Consider the following 17,119-nt stretch of genomic DNA (forward strand, 5'->3'; position numbering starts at 1 on the left):
CCTCCTCTCCGCATGCGGGTCATGTCTCGACCGCCTTCCCGCGCCCGAGCATGTCCTTGATGATCTGCACGGGGTCGATGGACTCGGGTTCGACCTTGATCTGGGACAGGCTGGGCCAGGTGATCTCGCCGTTCTTGGCGTACGCGATGCGGCCGAGGGTGAGTTTGAGCTCGGGTCCGATCGGCGCCGACACGGAGGCCACCTCATAGGTCCAGCGATGGGAGATCACCCCCCAGGCAGCGTAGAGCTCGGCGGCGAGGAATACCTTCGCGCTCGCCGTCAACTGCCCCTTGGCGTAGGCCTCCGCGTCGAACGAGAAGCCGTCCTTGTCGTAGTCCGCGGCGATCGTGACGCCACCCTCACCGTCGATGCGCAGCGACGGGATGATGTCAATCCCGCCCTTGGCGCCGACGGCACCGAGCGCGACCTCCGCCCCGATATAGGCGCCGAACGTGCCGGACAGTTCGGCATAGGCGGGCACCGCGAAGGTGCCGTTGAGTTTCGCCGCCACCTTGGGATCGTCCTCGAACGGGTAGAGCTCACCCTTGAACACGACGGCTTTCAGCACCACCGGGCCCACGCCGTAGCCCAGTTGCAGCGAGCCCCGCAGTTCGAGGTAGGCGGTCACGGCCGGGACCGGCGTCGGGAAGGAGAACTTCGCCCCGATGCCCTTCAGCAGCGGCACCGTCCCGCCTTCGGGGGACGGCCACTTGCGCACCAGGACGATGTCGCCGACGGCGACCTCGCCGGAGAGCTTGATCCGCTGGTCCTTGGTGATCTCGACGCCCAGCACCGGTCGCAGGTCCTTTGTAACCTGGTAGCCGATGCTGCCCTTGCCCCAATAGCGGCCCTCCTCGTCGAAGTTCAGACTCAGGGAGCCAGCCGCCTTCTCGGTCTTGACGACGAAAGTGGCCGCGCCCGAGAACCGCCCCTCCTCTTCCTCCTCGGTCCGGTTGTAGTCGACCTTCATCGTGGCCCTGAACTGCTTCCAGACGATGTCGGCATCGCCCTGCAGGAACAGGCCGCGTTCGCCGTACCGGCCGGACAACTTCACCGAGTTCACCAACGGGAGGGGTTTTTCGACCGTCACCGACCCTTGGTAGGTGAGGACGCGCCCGTCCCACAGGGCGCCAAGCCTCAGCTGGGAGTTGCGGACGGTCGTGGTGATCGCACCGGTTGCGTACGGATCGAATCTGCCGGACTTCGTCGTGAAGCCGATCTCGACGTTCGCGGTGGACCGCGGGAGGGAGGCCGAGTCGGCCGTGAGCTTGCCGGACCACCCGGTCTCCGAGTTCCACTCCACGCGCCCGGCCGCCGCGTTCACGCCGGGCAGCTTCCCCGCCGCTGTCAGGTCACCCGCGGCGACCAGCACACCGTTGCGCAACGTCACGGTGAGGGTGCCGAGCATCACGGGCTTGGCGGCGGGGCCGACCGAGAACGTCAGGGTTCCGTTGGGCACCAGCGCCGGGGAGAGCTGCAAGGCCAGTTGACCACCGGTGAACCGGAACGCGCCGGACAGGGGCGAGGCCAGCTGAGTGGCGGAAAGGGGCGCGACCAGCTTCAACTCGTCCTTGGTGTAGACGACGTTGAGGTTGCCCAGGAACGGCACCGAGGAGTGGATGACCCCTTCGCCGGTGAGATTGCCCTGCTCGTCGAGGGCGACCTTGGTCAGCTCGCCGGGGCTCAGGTACGGGTAGAAGAACGCGATCTTGGGGTTCTTCGCCTTGTCGAGCCTCAGCCTCCGGACCTCGCCCGGAGGCGCCGCGGTCGGGTCCGCCGTGGTCTCGGGGCCGGCGGCGGTGGCGGGGGCAGGGGCGGCCTCAGGCACCAGTTCGGCCTCGAGGGTGACCGCCGAGCCGGCCTTGGTGCTCGACACGGCGCGGCTGTCGAGCGTGCCCAGTACGGTGTCCCATGTGGGCTTGGCCCCCGCGGCGGTGCGCTTGTAGGTCTCGATGCGCAAGCCCGGCACGATGCGCCGGGCGAGGGTGTCCAGCGGTGTCTCGCCGGTGTCCCGCACCAGCACCGTCTCCCCCTGGCCGCCGGCCGTGAGCCTGACGGGCTTTCCGGCGGCCTTGGCCTTCTCCGCCTCGGATCCGCGCACGGCACCGGAGCGCAGCAGGTTCTCGATCTCGTAACTGGGGTCGGGCTGGCCGGTGGGGACGGTCGCCTTGGCGATGCGGATCTGAAGCTTGCGGACGCCCGGGCCGCGCATGGCCGGGTCGCGGATCTGCTTCACGACCTCGACGAGGGCCTGGTAGGTCTCCCGGCCTGAGGCCTGGTTCTTGGTGCTCGTGAGGAGTTGGAGGTTCGAGGGGATCGAGGTTCCGCTCAGCTGCTTCTCGACGATGTGGTCGATGTCGCACTTCGACTGCTTGAGGCTCTTGCCCAGGCCGTTCACGACCTCCTTGACAGCCGGATCGGCCAGTTTGGTGCGCACGGTCTCGTCGCTCGCCGCCGCCGTGGTGATCGCATCGGCGAGTTTCGTCGTGTTGGTGAAGCCGAAGGCCCCGAGCCATACGTCCTTGTATTTCTCGCCGCCTTCCTTGTACGCGGCGACCGAGTCGTAGCTCGCGGTCGAATTGCCCTCGATGAGGGGGCTGAAGACCAGGCGCCCGCCGGCCGCGGCGTCGTCGTAGGCCCTCTGCACCCAGGGACCGGCTCCCTTTTCCAAGGGGAGGGTGAAAGCCGGGAGTTCGACGACCAGTTCGGTGGTGCCGAGACCTGCCGGCTCGTCGGTGATCACCGTCAGTCCGGGGGGCAGCCGAAGCGCGGGGCCCGCGGCCGTTCCGGGCTGAGCGGCAGCCTCCTTGGGCGCGGCGACGGTGCCCGGGGCGGACGCGGGCGGGGTCACCGGGACGGGCGGCGGCGCGGTCCCGCCCTTGCCGGCCCGGCGGATGACCGGTGGGCCGGGCCGCGGCTCGATCACCGGGCGCCCGCCGTCCGCCAGCGCCTGCACGGCCCGGTCGGCCTCCGCCTCCAGCCGGGGGTCGTCCACCACGGCGGCGTGCGGCCGGCCGTCGGCGTGGGCCTGGAGCACGTGCGCGAGTTCGTGCGCGATGAGGCCGCGTCCGCCGGGAGTGTCCGGGCGGTACTCCCCGGCTCCGAAGACCAGATGCGGTCCCAGGGAGAAGGCTCGGGCATCGAGCAGGGACGCCGCACGCGCGGCCGACGGGCCGTCGTGCACCCGGACGTGGGAGAGGTCACGACCGAACCCGGCCTCCATCTGACCGCGCAGGGACGGCGGGAGGGGACGGCCGGGCTGATCGATCGCCGGGCCCACGTGTTCGGTGCCGCGTCGCCGGGTCGCTGCGACCGGTGGGGGCGAGCCGGATGACCGAGCAGGCGGTGTGGGCGTGGATCGCAGGGCGGCGGTGGCCGGGGCCGCTGCAGCGGCCGACGGGGTGAACGAGGGTGCGGAGCTGGGCGCGGAACCGATCCGTGCCGACGTCGCCTCGGCGACGGAGGTCGCCGAGGGTACGGATGAGGGTGTCGATCTTGTCGAGGCGAAGGACGGCACCGACGTACGCGTACCGGCGATGTTCCGGCCGACGCCCTGCCGGGCGCCTGCCTCGGACGGCGTCGCGTGTGCGCGCCGGTCAGGGCGCACGGTCTGGGCCAGTCGCCTCATTGCGGCCCGCCGACGCCGAGTCGGGTCCGCGCCGCGTCGACGATGGCCGCAGCCACCTGGTCCGCCCTGCGGGCCGCGGTGTCGGAGCGCCGCGCCAGGACCGGTGCCGTCGGGGTCGGCCACGACCGCAACGCCCGCTCGAGCGCCGCGGGCAGGGCGTCGGCGAGTAGCCGCGCCTCGATCGCCGAACTGCCGGTCACCCGGAGGGTGCCCACCCGGATCCCGACTGTTGGCTGGAGTGCGCTCATACCGACTCCTCCCAGTTCACGCGGGGAACCGGGAGGTTCTGTTTGCGCAGTTCCTCGGCGAGTTCGGCCTCGATCATCGTCTTGTCCACCGGACATCCCCCTGCCGCGGCGAGAAAGGCGGCACCGAGCGCGACGTTGCGGATCGAGCCACCGGTGAGCGGGAGCGGGGCCAGTGCCTCCCAGCGCAACGGTTCGACGGGGGTCTGAGGCGGGAACGCCGACTGCCACAGGCGGCGCCGTTCCGCCTCCGACGGCAGCGGGAAGTCCACCACGAACCGGAACCGGCGCAGGAACGCGTGATCGATCGCCTGCCGGAGGTTCGTGGTGATGACGGTGAAGCCCGAGAAGGACTCGATGCGCTGAAGGAGGTCCCCTACCTCGGCGTTGACGTGCCGGTCCGTCGCCGTGGCCACGCCACCGCGGGTGCCCCAGACGGCGTCTCCCTCATTCCAGACCATCATCGACCCGGAGCGCTCGGCCGCTTCGAACACGGCCGCGACGTTCTTTGACGTCTCGCCAACCCACTTGGAGATGATCTGGCTCAGGTCGATCACCATGACCCGCAGGTCGAGCGCCGAGGCGAGCACCTCGGCCGCCATCGTCTTCCCTGTGCCGGACGGACCGCAGAAGAGCGCCGCCACACCGCGCCCGCGCCAGCTGCCGCGCCCGCCCACGCGCGCGGCGAAGCCCCAGTCGTCGAACACCTGGGCCGCGTGGCGCACATGCGACTCCACCCGGCGCAGCGCGGCCTCCGTGGCAGGTGGGAGGACGATGTCGTCCCAGTCGTAGGCCGGCTCGACGAGGCTGACGCCGGGCAGCGGGGACGGGGTGAACGAGCGGGCGGCGACGTGCCAGAGCGCTGCCGCGGCGCTCGTGGAGTCCGGGGCGGCGTCGACGGCCGCCGCAGCCCGGACGGCCGCGGTGGCGATCCCCTTGGCGTCGAGCCGGAACTGCGCGGCCACCCGGTTCACTCCGCGCCCGAGCCGGGCCGCGCGGTCGGGCCCCAGCGCTTGTGCCCACCGTCGGACGGCCGCGGCGGGACTGTCCCCCTGGGCCGGCACGACGTGGAACCCACGCGTGAGCCCGTCGGGCACCTGGTGCCCCGTCAGCAGCACATGGCCGAGCACCCGGTCGGCGAAGGACGCGACCGGTGTTCCCGGCGGGCAGCCGGCGGCGTCGATCACCAGGGCTGCGGTGTCCAGCATCGACTCGCGGCTCCACCGCGCGGCGAGGCGATCGCGCGACTCGGCGTCCTCCGGGATGTCGCTCCCCGCGATGCGCCACGGCGTGAGACCCAGGTTGGACAGGGCCCGTGCGATGTCGTCGAGCGTAACGTCGGGCAACAGCATGAGCGGCGGAAGGCCGAGTGGGCCCCGTGAGGCGAGGGACCGTGCCACGGCGACCGACAGGTCACCCTCGTCACCGGGAGCGGCCGCAGGCGCCGTCAGCGGTCCCATACGGCAGGCCACGAGCGGATCCCGGGCGGATTGGCCCAGAAGTCGGTCCAGCACCGGCGCGGTCAGCGCCAGCCGGGCCTCCACCCGCGGCAAGAGCGGTTCCACCTCGATGATGTCGAACCGCACCAGCGGCAGCGCCGCCGCCAGCATCGAGGGATGCAGTTCTCCGACGGCGCGGCAGGCAAGCCACACCGGTAGACCGCTGCCCGCCACACCGCCGTTCGCGGTCGCCGCGTCGGCCGCGGCGCGTGCGACCGACTCCGAGGTGCTTGCCGCCAACAGCAGTGCGACCAGCTGGAGTTCGGCGGGAGACAGGTCGAAGCCCTCGGCCATGCGCCGCAGCGGGGACGCGGGATCGGCTCGCTCCAACCACTGCCGCAACGGGCCGAACCCGTCCGCTGGCGGCTCCCCGCGGGCTAGGCGGCCCAGGGCGGACAACGACGTCGACTCGGCAAGTGCGGCCAGGTCCGGCTCGTGGGGGGGGCGGGTGGAGGCGTCCTGGTGTTCGGGACCGGCCGTGGTGGTGCCGGCCGACGGCGTCGGCATCAGGCACCGCCCGTGATCGTCACAGTGTCACCCGGCGGCAGTGAGTTCGACCTTTGCGGGTCCGGCCGCACGCCGACCTGAGCCCTTGTCACTTCCTTGATGGGGGAAGGGCTGTCGCCGAGGTCGAGGAACACGGTCGTCACCAGGAAGTGCGCACAGGGACGCATCGGGGACTGCAGTGACGACCAGATCTTCGTCGACAGGTCGACGTCGACCGGCATCTGCGACACGGTGATCCGCTGCGGTTGGCTATCCGGATCGTGCAGCGGCTCGGCAGTGAGGTAGTCGAGCAGGCGGGTGGGTGAGCGTGGTACCTCGATCCCGCTGAGGATCGACCGAATGAGCGACCGGGGGACGATTCCGCGGCGGTTCAGCGCCGCGATCCCGAGGCCGAGCAGCACCTCGCGCTCGAGGTCGGCGCCCGTCGCCGCGAGCATGTAGTGCAGGTCGACGGCAAGCGGGGAAGGACCAACCTGTGGCCCCTCCGTCTTCCCTGGCTCCTCCGGCTCCAGGCGCACCTCGTGCATATTGCGCCAGGCCGCGTTGAGTGCCACGTGATGGAGGAACAGGTACAGGCCCGCTGGTTCCGGTTGGGGAGTGGGTACTGTGCCCGCAGGCGTCGCGGGCGGGCGTGGCGGGGGCTCGACGGAGACGGTGGGTGCAGTCAAGTGCCCATAGGCGGCCTTGATGCGACGCTGGATGATGTCCTGCAGCACGAAGGTGGTCGCCGGAATGGCGAAGTGCGCCGTCATGACGCCCCCTGTCCTGCGGCGCTCCCCAGGTACTCGTCCAGGGTCGGGCCGGTCCTGGGCCGGGGCCTGCGCTCGCGTGGCGGCCCCGACGGGGTGTCGGCGACCACCCTCACCTCGACCCGGCCGATCTCGACGACCACCGGGGTGGACTCCGCCTGGGGTTCGGCCTGGGGCCGCCTGGGCTGCGATTCCACGGGCACGGGCTCGGCGCGCACCACGTCCGACGCCGTTGCGGCCGGTGCGAACGGCCCGTCGTCGGCCGGGACGACGGCCGTACGGACAGGCGCGGCGTCATCTCCATCGACGTGGAGCGGCGGCAGGTGCACAGGGGCGGGTGGTCGAGGAGTGTCAGCGGGTGGTGCGCCGGGAGCCGGTGACGGCGGGCCGACGTGCGTCATGGCCGCCTCGTCCGTTCCCGCCCCAGCCGTCGGCCCGTCGGCCCGCGCGGGGTCGCTCGGACGCACGGCAGGACGGGAATCCATCGGGCCGGGCCGCGGCCCAGCCTGCGGGCGCTCGCCGTTGTCCACGGGGGCGTACGACCGGTACGGGTACCGGTCGTCGAGCGCGGGCCGGTCCGCCCACGGCCGGGGCACCTGGGCGGGGACCTCGCCGACGCCCGGCGGCTCGGACGGGCACGGTCCGTCCCCCGAGGGCCGACGGGCCTGGTCGGACGGGGTCACGCCGGGCATGCTGTCACCGGGGGACGGCGGCAGGTCGACGACGGTCTCCTCCCATGGCTCCTCGAAGGGAGAGCGTGGTCTCGGCTCGGCGGCCACGGCGGTGGCACCGTCGTCCTCGGCGGTGGCCGCCATGCCTCCGGCGCGCCGGAGCGCTTCCGCGTACGCCGACCGCCGCGCCGTCATCGGACGGCCGCCGCGCGCCGGGCCGGGGAACGTCCCTCGACGATGAGTTCCACGTAGCGGCGGCGGCGCGGGGCGGGCATCACCAGGATCGCCTCCTCCGACCAGCCGTAACTGCCGGCGATCACGTCGACCTCGCGCATCAGTTCGTCGACGAACAGGTCAAGGTCCCTGGCCACGAAGTCCGCGGGATCGGCGTCTGCGGCGATCTCCCGCCCGCATCCCGCGCACGACAGGTCGACGCGCAGCGAACCGGCAGGGTCGAGGGCATCCCAGGCATCGGCGAGCCGGTCGAGATCGTCCGGACCGAGGTGCGGGATCCGGGGTGCCAGGCAGGTGTCGCAGGCCAGTGCGTGCAGGCTGTCGGCCGGGGGACGGCCCGCCGCCGGGGTCAGATCGGCGAGAACCGGCAGCCGGAACGACAGTTCCGCGGCCTCCACCTTCAGGCGCGCCACCGCATCGGCATCGGCCGATGGCAGCTCGGCCACGGTCTGGACGGGCAGCACGAACTCGCTGTCGGTCCCGCAGAAGGGACAGGAGACCTGAGCCTCGATCGGCCGACGGACCAGGGCCTGATGCACCGCCAGCAGGCGCTGGTTACGGCTTCCCAGCGGATAGCGCAGTGCGGCCGGTCCGTCCAGCGCGACAAGAAGGCTGACGACGCGTTCCCCCGCGGGACGGCGCCGCGACAGCGGCCAGAGCCGGACGACGTCCTGCGCGCTCGGCACCGGGGCGGGGTCGGGAGAGGCATTCACGGTACGACTCACGGCTCGACGAAGCTCGGTTCTTGGGGCTCCAAGACCGCGTAGTCGCGCTCCCAGCCCTCGTTCTCGAGCTTGAGCTTGGCGATGGCCACGGCGTTGGCGTTGGCGTCGAGATCCGGCAGCGCCTGGTACTCCGACACCCAGCACCGGTAGACGGCGTAACTGAGCACGACCTGACCGGCCTCGTTGAGCAGTTCGATGATGATGTCCTTGCGGAAGTCGGCGAGGGACACCTCCGCGCCCAGCGCGGAGCCGAAGTTCCACGTCTTGTTCGCCCACGCCTCGAACTCCTGGTCGTGGGTGACTCCGCGTTCGAGCGTGATCGCGTCGTACTCGGTGCGACCGGGAGCCTTGTAGGACGTCGAGGGATCCCCGCCGGAACGATGCTTGACGACCTCGGTGGTCCGCTTCAGCAGGGAGACCTTCGAGACGCCGGCCACGTAACGGCCGTCCCACTTCACGCGGAACTTGAAATTCTTGTACGGATCGAGCCGCTGGGCGTTGACCGAGAACTGTCCCACGATGTGCTCCTGTCTCAGACGGCCGGCTGCACGATCTGCTTGAGGCTGATCACCACGAACTCGGCCGGTTTGAGCGGCGCGAACCCGATCACGATGTTGACGATCCCCAGGTCGATGTCCGTCGGGGTGGTGGTCGACGCGTCACAGGCAACGAAGTAGGCGTCCCGCGCCGAGAGCCCCTTGAACGCGCCCTGGCGGAACAGCCCCTGCATGAAGGCCGTGCAGTTGACCCGCAGCTGGGACCACAGCTCCTCGCCGTTACGCTGGTGCACCGCCCAGCGCAGTGACTCCGACAGCGAACGCAGGATGTAGCTGGCCGTCCGGCGCACGGGGATGTACTTCCACTGGCTAGCCAGCGCGTCGGCGCCGTCCACCGTGCGCGAGCCGAACGCGACGGTCTGGTAGAGGGGGAAGCGCCGGATCACGTTGACCCCCAACGGGTTCACCAGGCCCTGTTCGGCGTCGGACACTTCGACGGAGGGACCGTAGACGCCAGTCAGGAAGGCATCGGTGCCCGCTGGCGCCTGCCAGACTCCCACCCGGTTGTCGGTCCTAGCGATGACGCCTGCCACCGCCCCCGACGGCGGATGCGACATGATCGTGCCCGGCTGTAGCGGGTCGTCGACCCTGATGTTCGGGAACCAGGCGCCAGCGTGGGGCGACCGAAGCCCGAGCTTGGTGGACTTCCACGCGGCCGCCGTCCCGATGTCGACGACGTCGGGCGGAGGGTCGACGATGAGGAAGGCAAACTTGTCGGCGCACACCCGGGCCGCCTCGGCGTACACCGTGAAGGCGTTGGTGTGGTGCAGCGCCTTGGGATCGGTGGTACTCGGCCGGACGAGGTCGGGCAGGCACAGGAGGTTGAAGAACGGGTCCGGCACGTCGAGGGCAGTGACGGCGTCCTTGAAGTCGTCCGACGCCGGCTGGCCGGCGGCGTCACCGTCCGATGCCTCCTTGCTCTTCGAGACCTGGGCCTGGTCGTACGGTTGGCCGAGACGGTAGCGCGACGGGTTGGCGACCTTCTGGACGAGCTGGTACTCCGTCAGGAGTGAGTCGGTGCCTCCCGTCGGCGCCTCGATCGTGACCGTCGCGTCGTGGACGCGCTCACCCCCGGGCACTGCGGTGGGACGGCTGACGGTCAGACGCAGGAAAGCGCCGCCCTCGTAGAGGGACCCCTCGACGGAAGCGCCGGCGAGCTTGCCCGGGGCAGTGGCGTCTGCCCGGATCGCCTCGTTGAGCGCCGCCACCAGGCGCGTCACCAACTCGAGGCGACTGGCCGGCTTGGGGTCGTCCTTCTTGAAGACGGTCACCGTCAGCCCCTTGACCGACGATCCGTCGTCGGCCTTGCCGTCGTCGGGGTTCCACCGGGTCACCGACAGATCTACGGCGAACGCCTTGTCGAAGGTGCCCGCCGCAGGTTCCTTGCCGATCTGGTAGATGGATCCGGTGGCCTGCGGTCCGTCGTGTCCCATGCCGTCCGTCGACAGTTTCACCTCGACCAGCCGGGAACCGGTGGCCTGATCATCGACAACCGAGTCGACCGTCCGAACGTCGCCCGCCAGGGTCGTGAGGTCCCCGAAACGCTCGACCAGGCCCGTGACGGGATCCACGATCGTGAGGTTGAAACGCTTCTTGTCGTGCGGCGGCGAGGTCGAGTACGGGTACGCACCGATGTCGAAGGGGTCGATCTCGACAAAGAGCGTGCCGCTTGCGGAGCCCGAGCTCAGCGCGGTCACCTCGAGGGAAGCCTTGGTGTCGGAGCTGTCCTGCAGGACCGTCGACGCGGCGGCTTGGGCGCTCGCCGCCGGGAGCCGGATGACCACCGCCTGGCCTCCGCCGTTGGCGAAGAAGTGCATCACGGAGTACGACAACGAGCTCTTGGCATGCAGCCCGCCGAAGTTCCTTTCGAAGTCGGCGAAGCTCAGGCACGTCACCGGCCGCTTGTCGATGCCCGTCCGGGTCGGCCCCACGAACAGCGCCACCGAGGTGGGTGCCCCGGTGACCGTTCGTACGCCGGAATCCAGCTCGTGGGTGTACACGCCGGGATAGGTGAGGTTGAGCATCCGATCGCCTCCGTGGGCCTGGACGTCCCGGCAGTGACAGCGGCTCGCGGCGACGAGTGACATCGAGGGTCCACAACCAATGGGAGGCATACGTGACCCGCCGTCAGCTCGCGGCCTGCCGCACAAGGCTCCCATCGGCTTCAGGACACTGTCGATACGGCAAATGGTTGATCCACAGGTTCCACGGCTCCGGGGCGGTGCTACTCGTGGGTGCGGAACGCTGCTGGTCAGCCGAGGTTCGGGAGGGCGTCGAGCCGGGGCGAGCGCGCTGGTGATCACCTCGGTCCAGGGCCAGACGGTGTTCACTGCGTCGGGCACGAAGCACCATGGACATGCCGGGAACGTGTCGGCCTGATCCGGGCGCGGGGTTGGTGGTGTGTTTTCAGAGGTCGACCAGCGCCAGCGTACCGGAGCCCACGTTGGTGACGTAGGCGATTCGGCCGTCGGCCGCGACGGTCACCGCGTGCGGGACATTGCCGACCGGGATCGGGTCGTCCAGCAGGGCCGATGTGGCCGTGTCGAGCTGGGCCAGGGTACCGGCTGCGGGGAGGGTTACGAGGAGGCGGCGGCCGTCCTGGGTGAGCGACAACATGTGAGGTGTGGCGTGGAGTTCGATCCGGCCGGTCACGGACAGCGTGGCCGCGTCGACCACGAGCACCGCGTCGGCCCCGGCGTCCGCGACGTACACGCGCCCGCCGTCGGGTGCCACGCACACGTCGGAAGTGGCGGTAGCAAGGGCGACCGGCACCGTCAGGTTGCCCTCCGAGGAGTCGGCCACATACACCCGGGAGTCGTCGCGCGGCATGGCGAGACTGGCGGGCGTACCACCCACCAGGATGGTCGCGAGTAGAGTCGGAGGCGCGCTGGTCGTGTCGACGACGCGTACCGCGCCGTCGGCGTCGGCGGCGTAGAGCCGCCTCTCGTCGTGCGACAGGACCAGGCCACGGGGACGACCGCCGACGCGCACGGGCCCGCCGACCGGGGTGCGGCTGGCCAGTTCGAACACCGAGATGGTGCCGGCGTCCGACTCCGCCACGTACAGGCACTGGCGCGTTGGGGAAATCGCCAGTCCGCCCGGGTGGGTGCCCACAGGGATCCTGGTGGTGTGCGTGTCGAACGCCCACAGGGCGCCGTCTGACGCATCGCTTCCATCGGGGTTCATGAGCATCCTGGCCCAGGCTACGTAAGCGTACCGGCCGTCCGGCGTCAGCGATACGGCGTTCGCACCGAGGCCCACGGTGAACCTCTCGACCTCCGCGCCCGTGCGACTGTCCAGCACGACGAGCGTTCCCGGGTCCGCGCAGACGACATAGAGGCGTCCCGCCCCCTCGTCCAGAGCCGCGCCGATGGGCGTGGGGCCGACGTGGAACGGTTGTCCCAGCGCGGTTAGCCCGATCGCGTCGACGATACTCACCGTGCCGGCGTCCCGGCACACGACGTAGACGAGTCGTCCGTCCGCAGTCGCGACCAGGTCGCCGGGGCCGCCTTCGACCGGCAACGTGGCCACCAGTTGGAAGGTGGTCATGTCGAGCACTGACACGACGTCGGGTGAACCCGACACCAGCACGCGGCGGCCTTCGGCAGCGACCGCCAGCCCGACCGGGTCGGGGAAGTCCGGCTCCTTTCCCGACTCCACAGGGGGGTGCACCTCCGCGAGCGTGCGGGCGTCCAGCGTCGTGACCGATGTCGTAGCCGTTGCCGGATCGACGCTCAGGACGTACAGGCGCGTGCCGTCGGGCGAGACGGCCGTCCGAAGCCCGAACCCATGGGTCCTCCTGCGGGCGACGGCCTCGAACGAGGTGATGTCGAGCGCGGTGACGGTGTCCGGTCCGGTTACGTACAGCCGGCCTGCACCGGACACGGTCAGGTCTCCCGTGGCGCCGGCCAACATCTGCTCCCGAATCACCCGGCCGCTCGCCGTCTCGATGCAGGACAACGTACCGGCCACGGGGCAGGACTGCGGACCGATCACGCTGACGAAGGCTCTCCCGCCGTCGGGTGTGACGGCCACGTCGTACGCGCCTGGGCCCATCGGGAGGTGCCGGTCCATGCTGTCGATCACGGAGACCGTGGCACCACCGGAGTTCGCGGTGCAGACGAACCTGCCGTCCGGAGTCGCCGCCACCGCTTCGGGAGACGAACCCGCAGGCACGACCACGGTCCGGGTCAGGAACGGCACCACCGTCGAGGCGTCGGCGTCCAGGGCGTAGCCGCGGTGTCCATGGCGCAGGACGACGAGCCGGTCCGGCCTGCCTGGGACGCTCAGATCACGGATCACCTCGCGCCGCGCCGTGTCGATCACAGTGACCGATGCGCTGGCACCGCCCGCGACATGGGCTCTCGTCCCGTCGGCGGAGAGCGTGACATCACTGCCGGTGCCCACGGTACCGAGCGTGGCCTCCGTCCGACCGGACGCTGTGTCGACGACCAGAACCCGGCCAGGCGAGGTGGCGAGGAGACTGCCGCCGTCCGGTGTCACCACCAGGCTGCTGACTGGGCAGTCCAGCGCGATCGGAGCCTTCCACGTGTCCGTCGCGGTGTCGATCACCTGGACCGAGAAGGCGTCGCAGACGTAGACCTGCCGACCGTCGCATGAGACGGCGAGTGCGGCGGGCAGTACGGTTGCGGAGAGGGTTCGGATCACCTTCCACAGGCCAGTGTCCAGCACGGCCACCGCCTTGACGTCGGGGAGGGTGAGATACAGGCGTCGGCCGTCGGGGGTGAGGACCAGGCGGTTGGGCCAGGACTCCAGCGACGCGCTGCGCGTCACCGTCTGCGTGCGGACGTCCACCTCGGTGAGTAGTGGCTCCTGACGGTCACTGGTCACGCCGGCCACATAGAGGTGATCGCCGCTGAGGTCGACAGCCAGGTCGGCGACGGAGAGGGACGGGAACGTGCTCACCACCTGGTGGGTCTTCGTGTCGAGCACGGAGACCAGGCCGCCCGACCCACCCACGTAGAGGCGTCGATCGTCGTGTGCCAGAACCAGGCAGGTGGGGGTTTGGCCGAGCTGGGTGGGAGGAGTGCCGACGATTGCCACACATATAGCATGAATCCGTCCCAATGACGCTGCATCCCGGGAGTTGAGTCGGCAGTCCGCGTGCTCACCCGACCCTGCAGCACACGCGTCGGCTCATACAGCCGGACGCCCGCCTGATGGCTCGTCGCAGCATGTCGGACCTTCCCTATGCGCTCACGCAGCCCGCATGCTCTGGCACCCCGCAGCAGGAGGGTGCCACCCACTTCGGGTCGTGTGGATCCGAGGCAGGTTGATGGCTACCGCATGGTTTTCACAGGGAGATCACCACTCCGGTCGCGGCCAGTCACTTTCGATCGAGCAGCCGTCTACCCCCGGTGCCCCTTTATTGGCTTTGACCTTGTCCCATGCCTCCCAGACTTCCCACTTCGAGATGTCAAACGGCTTCTCTGGAGGCTTCAGCTCGTTCACGCGACTCCTCCCAGGCGCTCTGGTTGATCGAACGAACACAGCCACGGATGACCCGGCCCCTTCGCTCCACCCCCATTACAGGAGCTTCTTCACTACTACAGGCCGGTCCGCCAGCGAGCCTCGGGCTCGGTACTCAGTCCCTCGCGGTTTCTGCCGTCTCGGGACGCTCCCTTACGCCGCCCGTTCGGACGGCGATGCCGCGACTCGCCTTCCCACGTTCCACGTGAAAGCAGCAGATCAGACTCGCGTCGCCTCCATGCCGGGCACCACCTGGCCAGTAAACGGGTGTCCGCCAGGTTCGTCCTGGAGCTATATCTACATCCCCAGTTTTGATGCCGTCTGTAAGTTTTCGACACGTCATCAGCGATTCGCTCGCGCTCGCCTTCCTGATCCCCACCTGACGCCTCGCGGGCGCCCTTTCCACATCGCTCACCACGACGGTCCTTAGCCAACGCGGCATGTAGCGGTTTGAAACCTCTCCCCGTAGAGCGGTTCCGAAGGGCCTTCCTTCATCTTCCACGCAGCATTGCTTCCAAGAGGGTCCTACCTACATTTCGCACCTCTCTTTGTGCATTCATGGCACACCGACATCACCTACCTGCCGGTGGGCGATGGCGAGTTCCTGTATCTGGCGACCGTGATCGACTGCTTCTCGCGCCGCCTCGTGGGCTGGTCGATCGCCGACCACATGCGCACCTCGCTGGTTGCCGACGCGCTCAGGGCAGCCGCCGCGACCCGCGGCAGCCTAGCCGGAGCCGTATTCCACAGCGATCACGGAGCGCAGTACACCTCCCGCCAATTCTCCGAAATCCGCGCTGAGTTGGGGGTGTGGCAGTCCATGGGCGCGGTCGGCACGAGCGCGGACAACGCGCTCGCCGAGAGCTTCAACGCGGCCCTCAAACGCGAGACGCTCCGCGGCGCCCGCCGCTTCGACGGGGCCCGCGCCTGCCGCCTGGCCGTCTTCCGCTGGACCACCCGCTACAACACCCGCCGACGACACTCGGCGAACGAACACCAGGCACCGATCGCCTACGAGCAACAGTCAGCTACCCTGACACTCGCCGCATGACGACACGAACAGGTGTCCACCCCTCGGGGACAAGGCCCGATGGCGTTGACGATCGCCTCGCGGTGACGGCGTATGCGGCGGCCGAGGTCGACGAAGGTGGTGATGCGGCAGCGCTGGGCCCATGACAGCCACCGGTCCAGGGCGTCGACTGCCGCCCGCGTGTCCTGCTCGCGGGCGATGGCGAAGACCGTGCGCAGGCCCTCCTTGAGCAGGTAGGCACGGTGCAGGCGTGGGTCGGTGGCCGCGATCCAGCCCAGCTTGGCCTGCTGGCGGGGTGTGAGGTCCTCGGGGTTCTTCCACAGCGCGAAGCGGGAGTCTTTCAACGCCCGGGCGGTGGCGGCGTCCTGGGCCTAGCGGCGGGCCCGGTTCCACGCCGCGCGCCGCTCGTCGTCCAACGCCTCGGTGCCCCAGGCGACGACGTGGAACGGATCCATGGCGCGCACCGCCTGCGAGGCATGGGCGGCGACGGTGTCGGCGATCCACTGCGCGCCGTCGGCGGAGATGTTCGTCAGCTTCGCGCTGCGCTGCGGGCCGAGCTCGTCGAAGAACGCCTCAAGGACTGCGCGGCCGTGGCCGTCGGCCATCCACACCACCCGCCGGGTGTGATGGTCGACCACCACGGTCATGTAGCGCTGCCCCTTGCGGTAGGAGATCTCGTCGATGCCGATCCGGCGCAGGCCCGCCAGCCGGTCCACCTCGGCGTCCCGGTCGGCGACAAGCCGCTCAACGATCGCCCCCACCGTGCGCCAGGAGATGCGCATCAACTGCGCGACGGCCGACTTGGAGCACTCGGCGGCCATCCAGGCGGCCTGCTGGTCGAAGACCCGCGTGTGGCCGGCCCCGTGCCGGGCCCAGGGCACTGCGGCGGCCACCACCCCGTGCGCACGGCAGCGCATCCGGGGCAGCTCGGCCTCCAGGAACACCTTCATCGTGCCCGCGTCCAGACACCGCCAGCGACGCCGCCCGCGCCCCTGGTCGTAGGCGCGCCCGGGGCGGCGGCAGATCCCGCACCGGTTCCGCTCCCGCATCACAGGCCGCACCCGGGCGACCCGCACACCCGCGTCCTGGTCGATCTCGACCTGCTCGACCACGGCCCCTTCGACCGTCAGGAGCTCTTTCCATATCCTGTTCGCAGACACGCCGTCTTCCTGCATGTGGATCTTGGCCTCAGAGACCTTGAACCATATGCGTAAGACGGCGTGTTTCACGTATCAGGGCTGGTCAGGCACCCACACATACGGCAGAAGAGCCTGAATTAGAGTGACCACCCGCCGGTACCGAGCACCCGCACCCGGCGCACGCCTTCGCGCTCCACCACGCACCGGCACCCGCCGGCCCTCCGCCGCAGCCGCCCACGGCCGGGCCAACTCCTCAACCAGCGACGCCAGATGCACCGTCGATATGCCCGTGAACAACGGATGCGCCAGCACCGCCCGATCGACCATGCCCCTCACCACGAGAGCATGCCCACCCGCTATCACGCACCACTCGTTAAGGGGTGGCCGGGCCCTATTTGGGGGACAGGGCGCGCGCCCGGCGGTACGCCCCGCGGGCGAGCAGGGAGTACACGATCGTCGCGCACAGCGCGAGGGCGACCACGGCCCACTCGACGGTCCCCCCGTGCGCGTCGGGGTCGACGCCGAAGGCCCGTTCGATCCAGTCGGGCCAGACCAGCGTGACGAGGAAGAGGACTCCGCTCACGCAGGCGGCGATCGCCTCCAGCCGTCCCCGTGTGCGCATTTTCGGTGTCATCGCCGTCTCCT

At 70.0% G+C, this 17,119-nt stretch carries 11 protein-coding genes and 2 pseudogenes; 1 reads left to right on the forward strand and 12 read right to left on the reverse strand.

Features of this window, described 5'->3' with window-relative positions:
- Positions 1-19: 19 nt before the first annotated feature.
- The 10 genes from AB0M27_RS32955 to AB0M27_RS33000 all read right to left on the reverse strand — a co-directional run bounded on the left by AB0M27_RS32955 (position 20) and on the right by AB0M27_RS33000 (position 14,287).
- On the reverse strand, positions 20-3,280 hold the full coding sequence (locus tag AB0M27_RS32955; protein ID WP_365727212.1) for a DUF4157 domain-containing protein: 3,261 nt from the start codon (positions 3,278-3,280) through the stop codon (positions 20-22).
- 344 nt (positions 3,281-3,624) lie between these two features.
- The gene (locus tag AB0M27_RS32960) at positions 3,625-3,876 is read right to left on the reverse strand and encodes a hypothetical protein (protein ID WP_365727214.1); all 252 of its coding nucleotides are present in this window, start codon (positions 3,874-3,876) and stop codon (positions 3,625-3,627) included.
- A complete protein-coding gene (locus tag AB0M27_RS32965; protein WP_365727216.1) occupies positions 3,873-5,879 on the reverse strand; it encodes an ATP-binding protein in 2,007 nt (668 codons plus the stop codon). The genes AB0M27_RS32960 and AB0M27_RS32965 overlap by 4 nt, the downstream gene beginning before the upstream one ends.
- Entirely contained in the window at positions 5,879-6,631 is a 753-nt protein-coding gene (locus tag AB0M27_RS32970; protein ID WP_365727218.1) for a Pvc16 family protein, read from the reverse strand. Before AB0M27_RS32970 ends, AB0M27_RS32965 begins: the two co-directional genes overlap by 1 nt.
- On the reverse strand, positions 6,628-7,443 hold the full coding sequence (locus AB0M27_RS32975; protein ID WP_365727220.1) for a hypothetical protein: 816 nt from the start codon (positions 7,441-7,443) through the stop codon (positions 6,628-6,630). Before AB0M27_RS32975 ends, AB0M27_RS32970 begins: the two co-directional genes overlap by 4 nt.
- Before the next feature lie 47 nt (positions 7,444-7,490).
- Positions 7,491-8,246, reverse strand: coding sequence for a hypothetical protein (locus tag AB0M27_RS32980; protein ID WP_365727221.1), 756 nt, complete (start codon positions 8,244-8,246; stop codon positions 7,491-7,493).
- 8 nt (positions 8,247-8,254) lie between these two features.
- On the reverse strand, positions 8,255-8,776 hold the full coding sequence (locus AB0M27_RS32985) for a phage tail protein (RefSeq protein WP_365727222.1): 522 nt from the start codon (positions 8,774-8,776) through the stop codon (positions 8,255-8,257).
- A 14-nt stretch (positions 8,777-8,790) separates the two neighbouring features.
- The gene (locus AB0M27_RS32990) at positions 8,791-10,839 is read right to left on the reverse strand and encodes a phage tail sheath C-terminal domain-containing protein (RefSeq protein WP_365727225.1); all 2,049 of its coding nucleotides are present in this window, start codon (positions 10,837-10,839) and stop codon (positions 8,791-8,793) included.
- A 382-nt stretch (positions 10,840-11,221) separates the two neighbouring features.
- Positions 11,222-13,879, reverse strand: coding sequence for a hypothetical protein (locus tag AB0M27_RS32995; protein WP_365727227.1), 2,658 nt, complete (start codon positions 13,877-13,879; stop codon positions 11,222-11,224).
- A 261-nt stretch (positions 13,880-14,140) separates the two neighbouring features.
- Positions 14,141-14,287: a hypothetical protein gene (locus tag AB0M27_RS33000; protein ID WP_365727228.1), complete on the reverse strand. Its 147-nt coding sequence runs from the start codon at positions 14,285-14,287 to the stop codon at positions 14,141-14,143.
- A gap of 586 nt (positions 14,288-14,873) precedes the next feature.
- Between AB0M27_RS33000 and AB0M27_RS33005 the strand changes: the two are divergent.
- A pseudogene (locus tag AB0M27_RS33005) lies at positions 14,874-15,356 on the forward strand (IS3 family transposase); the annotation flags it as partial.
- 38 nt (positions 15,357-15,394) lie between these two features.
- Here the strand turns inward: AB0M27_RS33005 and AB0M27_RS33010 are convergent.
- Together AB0M27_RS33010 and AB0M27_RS33015 are read right to left on the reverse strand one after the other, a co-directional pair.
- Positions 15,395-16,510: pseudogene (locus AB0M27_RS33010) on the reverse strand (ISL3 family transposase); the annotation flags it as partial.
- A 355-nt stretch (positions 16,511-16,865) separates the two neighbouring features.
- On the reverse strand, positions 16,866-17,108 hold the full coding sequence (locus AB0M27_RS33015) for an ABC transporter permease (protein WP_365727230.1): 243 nt from the start codon (positions 17,106-17,108) through the stop codon (positions 16,866-16,868).
- Positions 17,109-17,119 lie beyond the last annotated feature (11 nt).

It is taken from the genome of Streptomyces sp. NPDC052107 (assembly GCF_040680215.1).
GTDB lineage: Bacteria > Actinomycetota > Actinomycetes > Streptomycetales > Streptomycetaceae > Streptomyces.